The following is a 14,119-nucleotide window of genomic DNA, read 5'->3' on the forward strand; positions in this document are numbered from 1 at the left end:
CCTACACCCCTACACCCCTACACCCCTGTCTTTCTTAGGAGTCTATGAAACAAGTTGCTACTGTAAATGTTCGTCCACGCCACATTCTTGAAGAAATTGTGTGGTACAAAAGGCAAGAAGTCGCACAAATGCGGCAAGAACTACCACTAGCGATTTTACAACAGCAGTTAACGACTGCTCCTCCTGTACGAAATTTCTTAACGACTTTACAACAAAGTCCGCATCATCCAAGCCTGATTGCAGAAGTTAAGAAAGCGTCACCGAGTCGTGGAGTCATTAGGGCTGACTTTGATCCGGTGGCGATCGCCAAAGCTTATGAGCAAGGTGGTGCAGCTTGTTTATCAGTTCTGACTGACTCTAAGTTTTTCCAAGGCGGTTTTGAGAACCTACGTGCTATCAGACAGCAAGTCGAACTCCCATTACTGTGCAAAGAGTTTATCATTAATATCTACCAAATCTACTATGCACGAGCAGCAGGCGCAGATGCCGTATTACTTATTGCTGCTATCCTAAGTGATGTGGAACTTCAAGACTTTTTGCGCGTGATTCACGATTTAGGAATGAAAGCTTTGGTAGAAGTCCACACCTTAGCTGAACTGGATCGAGTGCTACAACTTGACGACTTGCGCTTAGTGGGAATCAACAACCGCAACTTAGAAGATTTTACGGTGGATTTGGCAACGACTCAACAGTTACTTGAACAACGACGCTCGAAGTTGCAAAGCTTCGGTATCACCGTTGTGAGTGAATCTGGCTTGTACACCCCCGCAGATTTATCTCTTGTGGCTGATGCGGGTACCCGTGCCGTTCTGGTAGGAGAATCATTAGTCAAACAAGCTGATGTAGAGCAGGCTGTACGAAATCTGCTTAACTCCTAGTCGTCACACGAGTGACAAAGGAAAAAAACAGACATGAAAGCTATGGTGATAACAGGCTTCGGAGGTCCAGAAGTTTTTGCACAAACAGAGGTAGATAAACCAACACCAGGTAAAAACGAAATTTTGGTCAAAGTTTATGCAACCTCAGTGAATCCTGCTGATTGTGGAGTACGCCAAGGATTCTTTGGACCAAGGATAAAACTACCTGCAATTCTCGGCTACGACGTTTCAGGAGTCGTCGAGGCGATTGGAGAAAACGTCAGAGATTTTCAGGTCGGTGATCAAGTCTATTACCCCATAGAACTTATGGATGGTCAGGGTGCAAATACTGAATATCATGTCGCCAACGAGTCGATTGTTACCAAAAAACCCTCAAATTTATCGCATACAGAAGCGGCGAGTGTACCGGTGGCGGGCGGTACAGCATGGGCTGCTTTGTTCGATAGAGCAAGTCTTAAAGTCGGCGAAATCGTGCTGATTCATGGTGGTGCAGGCGGTGTAGGCTCGTTTGCAATTCAAATTGCCAAAGCAGCAGGTGCTTATGTTTACACGACTTGCGGCAGTTATGATTTTGATTTGGTGAAGTCTATCGGTGCAGATAGAGTGATAGACTACCGCAGGAAAAACTTTATCGATATTATTTTGAGAGAAACAGGTGGTGAAGGAGTTGATGTTACTTTTACTACAGTTGGTGGTGATATTTTAGCCAAAAGTTTGATAGCAACTAAAGTTGATGGTCGGGCTGTGACAGTCACAGGTGTACAGGGTGACCTCAACGCTGCTATAGGAAAAAATATTACAATTCACTTCGTACACTTAGACCGTCCTCGCCCTAAACTTGAAGCTTTGAAAACGCTTATTCAACGAGAGCAAATCAAACCTGTAGTTGGAATGACATTTCCACTCAATCAAGTTGCACAAGCTCATCAAAGACTTGAGCAAGGCGGCACAGATGTACACGGTAAGATAATTGTGCAAGTTACTGGCTGATGATAAGCGCTCTTTGCGCTTACTACTAAAACTAATACCCATTATTTAGGTGCATTGATCGAATGACTTCTATTTCCCAACGCTTTCAATCTTTAAGAGATCGCAACCAGCGCGCTTTGATTCCCTTCATAACAGCTGGAGATCCTGACTTAGCAACCACAACAGAAGCTTTACGCATCCTAGATCGCAATGGTGCTGACTTTATTGAACTGGGTGTTCCTTATTCTGACCCATTAGCAGATGGTCCTGTGATCCAAGCTGCTGCTACTCGTGCGTTGCAAAAAGGAACTAAATTAGAGCACGTGTTAGAAATAGTTGCAGATGTGAGTCCAAACTTGCAAGCGCCTATCATTTTATTCACTTACTACAATCCAATTTTAAATCGAGGTGTGAAATCATTTTTGGCGCAAATCGCCAGTGTTGGAGTACGAGGATTAGTCGTACCAGATTTACCTCTAGAAGAAGCAGAAGATTTAATCAACACCGCCGCAGAATTTGGTATAGAAGTCATTTTACTTGTCGCTCCTACCAGTTCTCAAGAGCGAATTGAGGCGATCGCCAAGTACTCTCAAGGATTTATCTACCTTGTCAGTGTGACTGGTGTAACAGGTGTTCGCTCCCAACTACAAGACCGCGTCAAGACTTTACTAACTCAAATGCGAACTATAACTGACAAACCGATTGGTGTTGGCTTTGGTATCTCTGGACCAGAACAGGCTCGTCAGGTAAGCGATTGGGGCGCAGATGGTGTGATTGTTGGTAGTGCATTTGTTCAAAGATTAGCAAATGGTAGTCCCAAAGAAGGACTGCAAGCGATTGAAATACTTTCTCAAGAATTGAAAGCAGCAATTGCCCAAGCGTCTCTTCAAACAGTAGGTTCAATACAGTGAACAGTTATCAGTTATCAGTCAAAAACAACTGTTTACTGAATAACTGTAGAGTGTCAACTGTTAAGACTCTGGAACATTTACTAGAAGATAAGAGGTTTTAACTAGTGGTCAGTATTTGGGATATTAATGATAAGGTTGACTTTGCTACTGCAAGACCCGACTCCTTAGGGAGATTCGGAAAGTTCGGCGGTAAATATGTTCCCGAAACCTTAATGCCCGCATTAAGTGAATTGGAAACAGCATATGAACAATACCGCAACGAGGCAAGTTTTCAAGAAGAGTTACAAAATTTACTTAAAGACTACGTGGGACGACCCAATCCCTTATATTTTGCTGAGCGTCTCACAGCACACTACGCTAGACCTGATGGTACAGGAGCACAAATCTATCTTAAGAGAGAAGATTTAAATCACACAGGTGCTCACAAAATAAATAACGCTTTAGGTCAGGTGTTACTGGCAAAGCGTATGGGTAAGCAACGCATTATTGCTGAAACAGGAGCAGGTCAGCATGGGGTAGCAACTGCAACCGTATGCGCTCGTTTTGGTCTACAATGCGTGATTTATATGGGCATCCAGGATATGCAACGGCAAGCCCTGAATGTGTTTCGGATGAAACTGATGGGGGCTGAAGTTCGTCCAGTGGAGGCTGGTACTGGAACACTCAAGGATGCAACTTCCGAAGCGATTCGGGATTGGGTGACAAATGTGGAAACAACTCACTACATCCTCGGTTCTGTTGCTGGTCCTCATCCTTACCCTATGATAGTGCGGGACTTCCACGCTATAATTGGTCAGGAAACTCGCGCTCAATCTCAAGAGAAATGGGGAGGAATACCAGATATTCTCTTGGCTTGTGTGGGTGGTGGTTCCAATGCGATTGGGTTATTCCATGAGTTTGTGGATGAACCATCTGTGCGCCTGATTGGAGTTGAAGCGGCAGGTGAAGGTGTTGACTCCGAAAAGCACGCAGCAACCTTAACTCGGGGACGAATCGGAGTGTTGCACGGTGCAATGAGCTATCTGCTACAAGATGATGATGGTCAGGTTATCGAAGCACATTCGATTAGTGCTGGCTTGGATTATCCTGGCGTTGGTCCAGAACATAGCTATCTTAAAGAGCTTGGTCGCGGTGAGTACTACAGTATAACTGATTCTGAGGCTTTAGCTGGGTTGCAGCTTTTGTCTCAATTAGAAGGGATTATTCCAGCTTTAGAAACTGCTCATGCGATCGCCTATTTAGAAAAGTTGTGTCCGCAACTAGATGGTAGTCCCCGAATTGTCATAAACTGCTCTGGTAGAGGAGATAAGGACGTGCAAACTGTTGCTAAAGCCCTTAATCCCTAGTCCTTTATCCAAATATTAGGGATTATTGACTAATGACAATTTGAGACGCAGTCATTAGTCAGTAGTTACTAGTTATTTTGTAAGAATTTCAATCATCAAAATTACGTACGAGCAACATAACTATAGTCCGGAGCGACGAAAGGGAAGGAATTCCAACCCTATGTTTTTCCTTGCGTGTGCGTAAGTCTGAAACCATGAAAAATCAACAACACGGACGGTCAAAATTATGATTATTATCGTTAAAAATGGTACACCTGTTGATGAAGTGACTCGCATTAGCAAAGAGTTACGTGACGCTTGGGGTGTCACTGTGGAAAAAAGTGTCGGTAAGCACAAAGTTATCCTAGGCTTGGTTGGTGATACTGCCACAATTGATCCATTGCAGGTACAAAATAGCAGTCCTTGGATTGAGCAAGTTTTGCGGGTTGAGCGACCTTTCAAGCGGGCTAGTCGAGAATTCCGTCATGGAGAAGCTAGTGAAGTTGTTGTACCTACACCAAATGGTTCTGTCTACATTGGTGAACAACATCCCGTTGTGCTGGTTGCTGGACCTTGCTCTGTAGAAAATGAAGCCATGATTGTAGAAACGGCAAAGCGAGTCAAGGCAGCTGGAGCTAAATTTTTACGTGGCGGAGCATACAAACCTCGCACATCACCTTACGCATTTCAAGGGTATGGTGAGAGTGCTCTAGATTTATTAGCAGCGGCTCGTGAAGCAACTGGGCTGGGTATCATTACAGAACTCATGGATGCTGCTGATTTACCCGCACTCTCTCGTGTGGCTGATGTGATCCAGGTAGGAGCGAGGAATATGCAAAACTTCTCGTTGCTTAAGAAAGTCGGTGCTCAAGATAAGCCTGTACTGATTAAACGCGGGATGTCCGCGACAATTGATGAGTGGCTCATGGCAGCAGAATATATTTTGGCAGCAGGAAATCCAAATGTGATTCTTTGCGAACGAGGAATTAGAACTTTTGATGCCAAATATGTTCGCAACACCTTAGATTTATCCGTCATTCCTGTGTTGAGAAAACTGACACATTTACCCATCATGATTGACCCAAGTCATGGTACAGGAAATTCTGAATATGTTGCACCAATGGCAATGGCATCCCTAGCAGCAGGTGCAGATTCATTGATGATTGAAGTTCACCCGAATCCTACTAAAGCTCTATCTGATGGACCTCAATCTCTGACTCCTGAAAAGTTTGACCGCTTAGTTCAAGAAATGTCAGTACTGGGCAAAGTTATTGGTCGCTGGTCTGAGCCGGAGAAGCAGCGTGCTTTGGTCGCTTCTGTTTAGTGATACACTTTGCGTCGCAATAGCAGCTAGAGAATTTATTTTCTGATAAAGAATAATAATAGCTAGTGCAAGATTTGAGATTGCTTAAATTTTGCACTATTTTTCCTAACAGCACGATTACGTTATTACAAGCCTTTTTCATTGAACTTTTGTTCTCAAAAAAAGATAAATAAATCTAAAGATTTGACAAATATATCAAAAAAAACTGTATTGAATTTATCTTTAAAATTACTTAGTATTTACGTGTAAATGTAACTTTGATTACAGTTAGGTTTTGTCCTAAAAACATTGGATAAAAGCAGGGTTTATAACTTCTACTAGACTAAACCAGGCTTTCTTAGACTAAGGAATTATTGTCAATTTTGGCAATCAGAATCAGCGAGGGATTGTAAACTAGCAGACCAATTTTTTGTCTGTTATTTATTCATATGTTTACGCAATGTTTATCCTAAAAACTCGGAGGATTATTTCTAATGGCAACTGATGACACAAATAGTAGTAACCAATTTACTAGCGGTACTAGTAATTCTGGCAATATCCTGGGACAGTCTCCTTGGGGTCGCTTGAATGAAGTCACTTCCACTGAAACCGTGTTAGAAGGTTTTGAGAGTGCTACTGGTGGTGGAACCACAAATGATGGTATCACAGGTGGGGGTAGCGGTAATCCCTTTACTAACTTTGGCAATCCGAATGCCTCTGGCAGTCCACTTACAGGTGGTACTAACCCTTGGTCTGCGATTAGTACTGGTAATAGCAGCGCTCCTTCTAGTAGCGACACCTCCACCGCCAGTGACAACTCAAGTGCTGGGATATCTGGATTTGAACTTAGGGTTAGCATTGACAACCAAGTAAACCAAGAGCTTACAGAAGCACTGGGTGACAACTTACCTACAAATCAAGCATTTAGTAGTGGTAATAACCCATTTGATCCCGGTTTTGGTAGCAACGTGAGTAATCAAGCTATCGAGACTAGTTCGTCTGGTGGCTCTGATAGTAGTAACTCAGTTATTCCTTCAGCTACCGATCTAGCTGGTGTTGACAACTACTCGGCTGATAGTGTAACTGTTTCAGCTTCCCAAACTAGTGGTGGCAGTTCGTTATCGGTTAACACTTATTCTCCCAGCACCTCTGCTCCTAGTAACACCAGTCTGACTCCAATCAGTGGCGGCGCTAGTAGCAGCAACCCATTTGCTGCTGCTTCTAGTAACAGCTTTAGTGGTAGCCAAAATGCTGGCGGTTTTGGAAGTACTGGCTTAGGAACTGGTACCACGAATACTTTTGCTGGTGCTGCAAACAATCCCTACGCTGGTGGTGGCGGTCAACCGTTTGCTAGTCTTGGTAACGTAATTGTTGGTGAGAAACAGTGGATTATCGGTAAGGAAATTACACCAGAAAGATTTTCAAAAGCAATTAACTTTACTGTTGACGAAATGGTTGACTCCGTCATCGGTAAACTAAGCAACAGAGTATCCGAGAGTGGCATTAAAACCTCCTCCACTGGTGGAAATCCATTTGCAGGTGGTAATAACCCATTTGGTAATACTAATGCCCCAGCGCTCGATTACTTAAAACAAGCTTATGGTGCAGACTTCCCCGTACCAACGTCAGCTTCTAATTTCTTGACATCTGTCTACAGTCAGACTTTGCCTAGTGGATCTAGTAACTCATTTGCTGGTGCTAGTACCTCAGGTGCTATTGGTGGTAACACGTCCACGGATGGTCGGACAGCAGTTCAGCAATCATCCTTGGACATTGTAAAAGTTCTGTTTGGTGACAATTTACCAACTTCAGCTAGTTCAAGCGGGCGGACTTCATCATCCTCCGAAACCTTGAGAATCGTCCAAGATGACCTCTTAAACTTTACCAAAACAGTCAACTCTGCTACAGGTAAAAAGCTGTTTAGTACTAACAGCACGCCTTTAAAATCACCCTCCGATTTGTTGACGCTCTATAAGAATGACATCCTGAGCGTTAATACACCTGTCAACACTGTCAACGAACAAGCAGGTGGTGGCGATCCATTTACAAACCTGTTTGGTGGTAGTAATAGCCAAGCAGTTAATCCGCCCACAGACGTCTTGTACACAGTCCTTGGTGGTCTTTTACCCTTCAGTGGCAGTGATAACATTTTTAACACTCCTGAAGGTGGCATACCCATTGGTTACGGTAACAAGGACTTTGGCAGTAACAACGCTGTCATCGGCAATTCGAACTGGGATTACGGACAATTCAACGCCAGCATAGGTAATGCTAACTGGCACTGGGATTCCAGTAAATATAACGCAACCATTGGTAATGGTAACTGGCATTTAGACTCTAGTCGAAACAACAGAACTATTGGTAATGGCAACTGGTATTGGGAGTCAACTAGTGACAATACCGCTCTTGGCAATGGTAACTGGCACTTTGGAAATAACAACACAACCATTGGTAATGGTAACTGGGATTTTGGTAGCAACAACACAATTATTGGTAATGGTAACTATGTTTTTACCAGCAATAGCATAGTCATTGGTGATGGCAATTGGTCTGTGATTATTGACAAATCAGCCACTGGTGCTGGTGACTTTCTCGGTAAGTTGGATAATTTGGTGTTGTCCATAGGAGTTAAAGATGCTGGTGACAATCTGATTAATTCTCTGGCGGGCAAATTCGCTGATGCTTTCCAACCATTAACAGGTGGTCTTGGAGAATCTGCTCTCAAGACATACAATCAACTTTTCTACTCAAATAGTGAGTCATTTTTGAGTAGCTCACTCTAATATGAGTTAGCTAACTGACTCTCTTAACCGTTCTTGTTAGCCAAGAACGGTTTTTAGCTTTTCTTTTGAAAAAGTTTTGTCAGAAAGCTTTGAAAATTGCAACGCTTGAATGATAATCACTCCCGCATTTATGCCGGTGAGTACGTCAATCAACCGGAGTTTGTATGACCAATTCAACATCAAAAACCTCGGCAAAGCATTTTGCCACACCAGAGCGTACCTCCAACAAAGAAATATCAGGAATCCATTGAGTTAAACTGCCTACAGGCTTATCAGCAATACCGCAGGGTACAATGCGCTCAAATCCGCTCATATCAGGACAAACATTTAATGCAAAGCCGTGCATGGTTATCCAACGGCTGACTTTAATACCGATCGCAGCCACTTTACACCCTTCTAACCAAACACCTGTGAAACCAGGATTGCGTTCTCCCTGTAAGCCGTAGATTTTGAGTGTACGGATTAAGACTTCTTCTAGTTGACGCAAGTACCAATGGAGATCTTTACGGTAACGTTGCAAATTTAAAATTGGATATCCTACCAGTTGACCAGGACAATGGTACGTAACTTCGCCACCTCGTTCAACTCGATGGACTTCATACATACTGTTTGTCTGATCAAATTTCAAAAATTCTGACTTGCCTCCTTGTCCCAAAGTGTAAACAGGTGGATGTTCTAGTAGAATCAGCACGTCTTCTAAGCTAGGGTTTTTAATGCGCTCCTCTAGAAGAGTGCGCTGCCATATAAGGGCGTCTGAGTATGGCATAACTACTTGGTTATATAGCAAACATCTATTTTTATGCAAAGACATGTTACAAACAAAGAAAAAACTCAACCTGAATACAGAGCAAAATGTATCTCTTGTAACCAATAGGGATTCAGAAATGTCAAGCTATGCAAAGGATTTTAAAGGAAAGTCAAGGAATTGGTTTTCCAAAATACAAGATGCTAGTTTTGAATATATAACCTCAATGGAGTTGGGAGGAATTCTCTGCAAGAATAACGTCACGCCAAGAAAAGAGTCATAAGTGTACTGGCTAGTGACGCCTAAACAACGGTTGACATAAAATACAAGATTAAGAAGTGCAAAAACAGTTGTGTATTTTAGGAAAAACGATTAAGCCTCCTGAAGGAGAAAACCTAAGATGTCTGCGTAGATATCTAATTGCTTTTCAATCGATTGGAATCACAGCAGAGATTGGTTAGGTCAATATGGACGAAACGTCACAAAAACTCAGATTCAGTGGGCTGAGGCTAGGCGTCTTAGCAGCGAGAAGTCTGTAGACTCGAAGGACTTCACGTAGAGAGCGTCTTTGGCTGAGTTTTCAGTAGTCCTTGTGGACACAGAAAACACAGTAGATGCTAAGCACGATTAGTAAGTCCTCCGTAGAAAACATGCTAACAGAACTTTGGTCGTAAGTCTAAATCCGTTCACGATTGATTCTCTTGGCAGTCATAGACCTTACCGCATTTCCTTGTCATCCGAAACAAAATTCACATAAAACATTGAGCGGGAGTGTTTACATGAAGCTTGTCATCCACGGCAAAAATATTGAAATCACCGATGCAATTAGGGATTACGTGCATCAAAAAATAGAAAAGGCAGCAAATCATTATCAAAACATCACCAATGAAGTGGATGTCCATCTGAGCGTAGCTCGTAATCCCCGAATTAATCCCAAGCAATCGGCTGAAGTCACTATTTATGCGAATGGCAGTGTTATCCGTGCTGAGGAGAGTAGCGAGAACCTCTACGCCAGCATAGATTTGGTGGCAGATAAAATTGCCCGTCGCTTGCGTAAATATAAAGAGCGACGTCACGAGAAGAAAACACAGGCCCAAACAACAATTGAAGGAGTTGTTCAAGAGTCAGTTGTCACAGATTTAATAGGCGATCGCACTCCAGAATTACCAGAAGAAGTCGTCCGTTGTAAATATTTTGCTATGCCTCCGATGACTGTTGCAGAAGCTTTAGAACATCTGCAATTGGTTGGACACGACTTTTACATGTTCCGCAATGCGGAAACTGATGAAATCAATGTTATTTACGAACGGAACCACGGCGGTTATGGTGTGATTCAACCCCGTAATACTAATGGTCATCATACCAACGGTAAGAACACTAAGACAGCCAATGGTTACGTTGTTGTGTCGGAGAAAACTTTCCAAAATAAAGTGTAGCAGGAAGTCAGCTTCAAAGGAGCGATCGCCTTTTTCGAGCGATCGCTCCTTTGAACCTTCTCTAAAAAACTTTATTCAGTCTTTGACATCGATGTGTTAAGAAGAACGCTAACGCTTCGTGTTAAGCTGTTTGCAATTGTTGCAACGTTTTGAGTGCTTCTTCGACGTGACCTTTGAAGTTAAACATTGAGTCAAAGACATATCGTACAACTCCTTGGTTATCGATAACATAAGTCACACGACCAGGAAACAAGCCAAAGGCTGCGGTTGCGCCGTATTGCTTGCGCACTTGATCACCTTTATCGCTTAAAAGAGTGAAAGGCAGTTGATACTTGGTGATAAATTTCTGGTGAGACTCTGGTGAGTCACCACTCACACCAATGACTTCTGCTCCAGCTGTTTTAAAAACTTCATATTGGTCGCGAAAAGCACACGATTCCGCCGTACATCCTGGTGTGTCGTCTTTGGGGTAAAAATACAAGACGACTGCTTTGCCACGAAAATCTCTAAGGCTTACAGGTGTCCCGTTTTGGGAGGGCAATGTGAAATCGGGGGCTGTGTCTCCTACTTTGACTGCCATAGGTACTTGTAGTATTTCTTAATAAAATCTTATTTTAATTCGTAATGTAGTAAAAATACTTCCCACTAGCTAACTTTATCCCCTCGTGACCTGACTTTGCCAGGTCGTGTCAACTTTGAGACTCCGCCTTTCGTCCCCTTAAACGCGAAGCGGAGCCTCGATAACTATATTCCCAGTCTGAGCAGGGGAACAAGTCTGTTGCGTAAATCTTATTACTTTTGCTTTTACTGCTATTCAAAACCTAGACAACTTATGACATCGATTTCGATTGACACTTCAACCGGAGCATGGGAGCGGTTATCCGGAGCGTGTCCAGGCACGGCGAACGCCCTCCGCGCATAGTTTTCAATATTTAAAGCTGCGTTAAAATCTCGATCTAGCACGCTACCACATCTATCACAAGAATATATCCGCTGCGATAGGTTCATCGGTTTTTTATGCTCACAGCAAGAACACAGTTGAGTCGATGGAAACCATCTATCAACAAGCACAACATCTGAACCATATCTTAATGCTTTATATGAAATCTGCCTTTTGAACTCATAGAAGTTAGAATCAGCAACGGCACCAGCCAGCTTATGATTTGACATCATTCCAGACGCATTTAAATCCTCAATCCCAATCACTGCGTGGTTTTTGCATATGTAGGAGGTTGCTTTATGAGTTGCATCTTTCCTGATATTCGACACTCGTCTATGTGCCTTAGAAATTCTTAATCTTTGTCGATTTCTCCTGTTAGAACCTTTTTCCTTACGTTGAAGTTCGCGCTGTAATCTGGTCAATTGGTTTTGTGCATTCTTGAGAGCTTTGGGATTAGAAAATACCAATCCTGTTGACAGAATTGCTAATTCCTTTATTCCGAGATCAACTCCAACATAATCAAATTCTTTCTCTCGGATTTGCGGTTCAATTTCATAGGAACAAGAGATATACCAATCCCCAGCTTGTTGAGAAATTGTGAAAGATTTTACGGTTGTATGTGGAAGTCCTTCATAGGTTGAGATCCATCCCATTGTTGGGAGTTTCACTCTTGTCCCACCAATGGATATTGGTTTTCCCCCTGCATTAATTGTAAAGCGATCGCAAACGCCTTTTTTCTTAAAAGTCGGGTACTTTGAGCGACCCTCAAAAAAGTTCTTAAAAGCTTTTGCGAGATTTTCAAAAGCGAATTCTGTTACCTTCTGACAGATTCCTTTTTCTTTTATTCAAGGTAAGACCGGCTTAACTTCATTGTTAAAGAATTTCTTAAGTAGGAGATGATTTGGTTTCAAGCCATCCTTGTACAGAGATTCCCAGGTCGCTAAGCCCCAATTGTAGGTAAACCTAGCAATTCCAGCACTTTTCGCCATCAGGATTCTTTGTTCCTTTGACAGTTTTAACTTTGTCTTTACGGATGTCACGCATTTGTCCACGTGTAAGACCTCGTCAGCAACCGAATAACTTCCTTAACATTGAATTTCTTTGTCTTGTGATTCTAAAACATTTTGTGGAGGGTTGTCTAGAGTTGCCACAAGTTTTTCTTTAATTTCTTTAGAATAGTTGCGAAGACCATAAAGACGGCAGGAGAAGCAGTGGATAATTGCCATTAAGTCCTCGACCAATTCTTGTTGTGGAGAGAGAGACTCTTGGTTGGCAACAATGATTTGACAATCTGAAGAATCAGGAAGCTCTTCGACGAACTCAAAAGCAAACCGACATAACCTATCCTTGTGAGCCACAACAAGAGTGGAAATTTCACCTTTGAGAATAGACATGACTAAAGCGATGAATTTTTTTCTCTTAAAATTTAATCCTCCACCAATTTCAGTGATAGTTTCAGTTACAGCAATTCCTTTTGCTAAGCAGAAATTCTCCATAGCCAAGACCTGATTTTTTAGTTCAGGTTTTTGATTATTTGAAGACACACGACAATAAATAATTATTTTTCTGTTTGATTCGGGTGGTTTTAAGCCAAGAGCAATAGTTCTATTTGACATGGAGCAGAACAATGATGACTTGATTAGGTGTACAAAGCAAGCTAAGTTAGAGTTTCTAAAACAAAATTCCCCGTATGCGTCTGACTTCACTTGATGTTTTTCGCGGCATAACTATTGCAGCCATGATTCTTGTTAACATGGCGGGTGTTGCTGAACCTAATGTCTACCCTCTATTACTCCATGCAGATTGGCACGGCTGTACCCCAACTGATTTAGTCTTTCCTTTCTTTCTGTTTATTGTTGGTGTAGCGATGACTTTCTCCTTGTCAAAGTACACTGACGACAACAAAGCAACAGCATCTGTTTACTGGCGTATCCTGCGTCGCGCCGCGATTTTATTTGCTTTAGGGTTATTACTCAATAGTTTGTGGAATAAAGATTTGAGTACTATTCGCATTATGGGAGTGTTGCAACGCATTAGTTTAACATACTTGCTTGCTTGTATTGCCGTCCTCAATCTTCCACGTAAGGGACAATGGATACTAGCAGGTGTACTCCTCATCGGCTACTGGTTAGCAATGATGTACCTTCCCGTTCCCGGTTATGGTGCTGGAGTGCTGACGCGAGAGGGGAATTTGGGTGGTTACATAGATCGCTTAATTATTCCTCAAGCACATCTTTACAAAGGCGATGGTTTCAAAAATCTAGGAGATCCAGAAGGACTTTTTAGCACCATTCCCGCTGTTGTGAGTGTATTAGTTGGCTATTTTGCTGGACAATGGATACGTAAACAGCCAGTAAAATATCGTACAAGCATAGGTTTAGTATTATTTGGTATCGGTTGCTTAATTATCGGTTGGGGATGGGGCTGGACATTCCCAATTAACAAAAAGCTATGGACAAGTTCTTATGTTCTTTTTGCTAGTGGTTGGGCATTATTGTTACTTGCGGCTTGTTATGAACTGATTGAAGTGCGCCGGGTGCGGCGTTGGAGTAAACCCTTTGAAGTGCTGGGATTAAATGCTATCTCTGTTTTTGTTGCTTCTGTAGTGCTGATTAAAATTTTGCTGAGAATTAAAGTCGGGTTTGGAGAAAATGCTCCCAATGCTTACGATTGGATTTATCAGAATGTTTTTGCATCTTGGGCTGGGGCAGTGAATGGTTCTTTATTGTTTGCTATTGTCACTGTGTTACTGTGGATAGCAGTCGCCTATGGCATGTATCAGCAGCGATGGTTTCTCAAGGTTTAACTTCTTCGCCGTAAGTCCTCCGC

13 protein-coding genes are annotated in these 14,119 nt (G+C 42.5%); 8 read left to right on the plus strand and 5 right to left on the minus strand.

The features are described from left to right. Positions 1-44: 44 nt before the first annotated feature. The 6 genes from trpC (at position 45) to DP117_RS29800 (ending at position 8,169) form a co-directional block, all read left to right on the plus strand. A complete protein-coding gene (trpC, locus tag DP117_RS29775) occupies positions 45-878 on the plus strand; it encodes an indole-3-glycerol phosphate synthase TrpC (protein WP_169221810.1) in 834 nt (277 codons plus the stop codon). Positions 879-911: 33 nt separating this feature from the next. Then, the gene (locus DP117_RS29780; RefSeq protein ID WP_169221811.1) at positions 912-1,868 is read left to right on the plus strand and encodes a zinc-dependent alcohol dehydrogenase family protein; all 957 of its coding nucleotides are present in this window, start codon (positions 912-914) and stop codon (positions 1,866-1,868) included. Positions 1,869-1,930: 62 nt separating this feature from the next. Further along, a complete protein-coding gene (gene trpA / locus DP117_RS29785; protein WP_169221812.1) occupies positions 1,931-2,758 on the plus strand; it encodes a tryptophan synthase subunit alpha in 828 nt (275 codons plus the stop codon). Between the two features lie 113 nt (positions 2,759-2,871). Continuing rightward, complete coding sequence (gene trpB / locus DP117_RS29790; protein WP_169221820.1) at positions 2,872-4,104, plus strand: tryptophan synthase subunit beta; 1,233 nt, start codon at positions 2,872-2,874, stop codon at positions 4,102-4,104. A gap of 226 nt (positions 4,105-4,330) precedes the next feature. After that, the gene (gene aroF / locus DP117_RS29795) at positions 4,331-5,407 is read left to right on the plus strand and encodes a 3-deoxy-7-phosphoheptulonate synthase (RefSeq protein WP_169221813.1); all 1,077 of its coding nucleotides are present in this window, start codon (positions 4,331-4,333) and stop codon (positions 5,405-5,407) included. Positions 5,408-5,880: 473 nt separating this feature from the next. Further along, complete coding sequence (locus tag DP117_RS29800) at positions 5,881-8,169, plus strand: hypothetical protein (protein ID WP_169221814.1); 2,289 nt, start codon at positions 5,881-5,883, stop codon at positions 8,167-8,169. Between the two features lie 145 nt (positions 8,170-8,314). Here DP117_RS29800 and lipB read toward each other — a convergent pair whose 3' ends face one another. Further along, the gene (gene lipB / locus DP117_RS29805; RefSeq protein ID WP_169221815.1) at positions 8,315-8,980 is read right to left on the minus strand and encodes a lipoyl(octanoyl) transferase LipB; all 666 of its coding nucleotides are present in this window, start codon (positions 8,978-8,980) and stop codon (positions 8,315-8,317) included. Between the two features lie 713 nt (positions 8,981-9,693). Between lipB and raiA the strand changes: the two genes are divergently transcribed. Next, complete coding sequence (gene raiA, locus DP117_RS29810; RefSeq protein ID WP_169221816.1) at positions 9,694-10,350, plus strand: ribosome-associated translation inhibitor RaiA; 657 nt, start codon at positions 9,694-9,696, stop codon at positions 10,348-10,350. A 121-nt stretch (positions 10,351-10,471) separates the two neighbouring features. Here raiA and DP117_RS29815 read toward each other — a convergent pair whose 3' ends face one another. From DP117_RS29815 to DP117_RS29825, 4 genes are all read right to left on the minus strand, one after another. Beyond that, the gene (locus DP117_RS29815; protein WP_169221817.1) at positions 10,472-10,930 is read right to left on the minus strand and encodes a peroxiredoxin; all 459 of its coding nucleotides are present in this window, start codon (positions 10,928-10,930) and stop codon (positions 10,472-10,474) included. A 230-nt stretch (positions 10,931-11,160) separates the two neighbouring features. After that, positions 11,161-12,135 (minus strand): RNA-guided endonuclease TnpB family protein, encoded by a 975-nt coding sequence (locus DP117_RS29820; protein ID WP_339381058.1) that lies wholly within the window; start codon positions 12,133-12,135, stop codon positions 11,161-11,163. Then, entirely contained in the window at positions 12,136-12,342 is a 207-nt protein-coding gene (locus DP117_RS37090; RefSeq protein ID WP_339381057.1) for a helix-turn-helix domain-containing protein, read from the minus strand. 33 nt (positions 12,343-12,375) lie between these two features. Then, positions 12,376-12,906 carry an IS607 family transposase gene (locus tag DP117_RS29825; protein WP_169221818.1) on the minus strand — a complete coding sequence of 177 codons (531 nt, stop codon included), beginning with the start codon at positions 12,904-12,906 and terminating at the stop codon, positions 12,376-12,378. A gap of 74 nt (positions 12,907-12,980) precedes the next feature. Here DP117_RS29825 and DP117_RS29830 point away from each other — a divergent pair, with 74 nt between their 5' ends. Then, positions 12,981-14,096, plus strand: a complete 1,116-nt coding sequence (locus DP117_RS29830) for an acyltransferase family protein (protein WP_169221819.1) — start codon at positions 12,981-12,983, stop codon at positions 14,094-14,096. Positions 14,097-14,119 lie beyond the last annotated feature (23 nt).

The sequence above is a fragment of the Brasilonema sp. UFV-L1 genome (genome assembly GCF_012912105.1).
Lineage (GTDB): Bacteria > Cyanobacteriota > Cyanobacteriia > Cyanobacteriales > Nostocaceae > Brasilonema.

Excerpts from the sequence above, each read along its gene's own strand:
- raiA (WP_169221816.1), top strand. The coding sequence starts at position 9,694 with ATGAAGCTTGTCATCCACGGCAAAAATATTGAAATCACCGATGCAATT.
- DP117_RS29825 (WP_169221818.1), bottom strand. The coding sequence starts at position 12,906 with ATGTCAAATAGAACTATTGCTCTTGGCTTAAAACCACCCGAATCAAAC.
- trpC (WP_169221810.1), top strand. The coding sequence starts at position 45 with ATGAAACAAGTTGCTACTGTAAATGTTCGTCCACGCCACATTCTTGAA.
- trpA (WP_169221812.1), top strand. The coding sequence starts at position 1,931 with ATGACTTCTATTTCCCAACGCTTTCAATCTTTAAGAGATCGCAACCAG.
- aroF (WP_169221813.1), top strand. The coding sequence starts at position 4,331 with ATGATTATTATCGTTAAAAATGGTACACCTGTTGATGAAGTGACTCGC.
- DP117_RS29815 (WP_169221817.1), bottom strand. The coding sequence starts at position 10,930 with ATGGCAGTCAAAGTAGGAGACACAGCCCCCGATTTCACATTGCCCTCC.
- lipB (WP_169221815.1), bottom strand. The coding sequence starts at position 8,980 with ATGTCTTTGCATAAAAATAGATGTTTGCTATATAACCAAGTAGTTATG.
- DP117_RS29830 (WP_169221819.1), top strand. The coding sequence starts at position 12,981 with ATGCGTCTGACTTCACTTGATGTTTTTCGCGGCATAACTATTGCAGCC.
- DP117_RS29800 (WP_169221814.1), top strand. The coding sequence starts at position 5,881 with ATGGCAACTGATGACACAAATAGTAGTAACCAATTTACTAGCGGTACT.
- DP117_RS29780 (WP_169221811.1), top strand. The coding sequence starts at position 912 with ATGAAAGCTATGGTGATAACAGGCTTCGGAGGTCCAGAAGTTTTTGCA.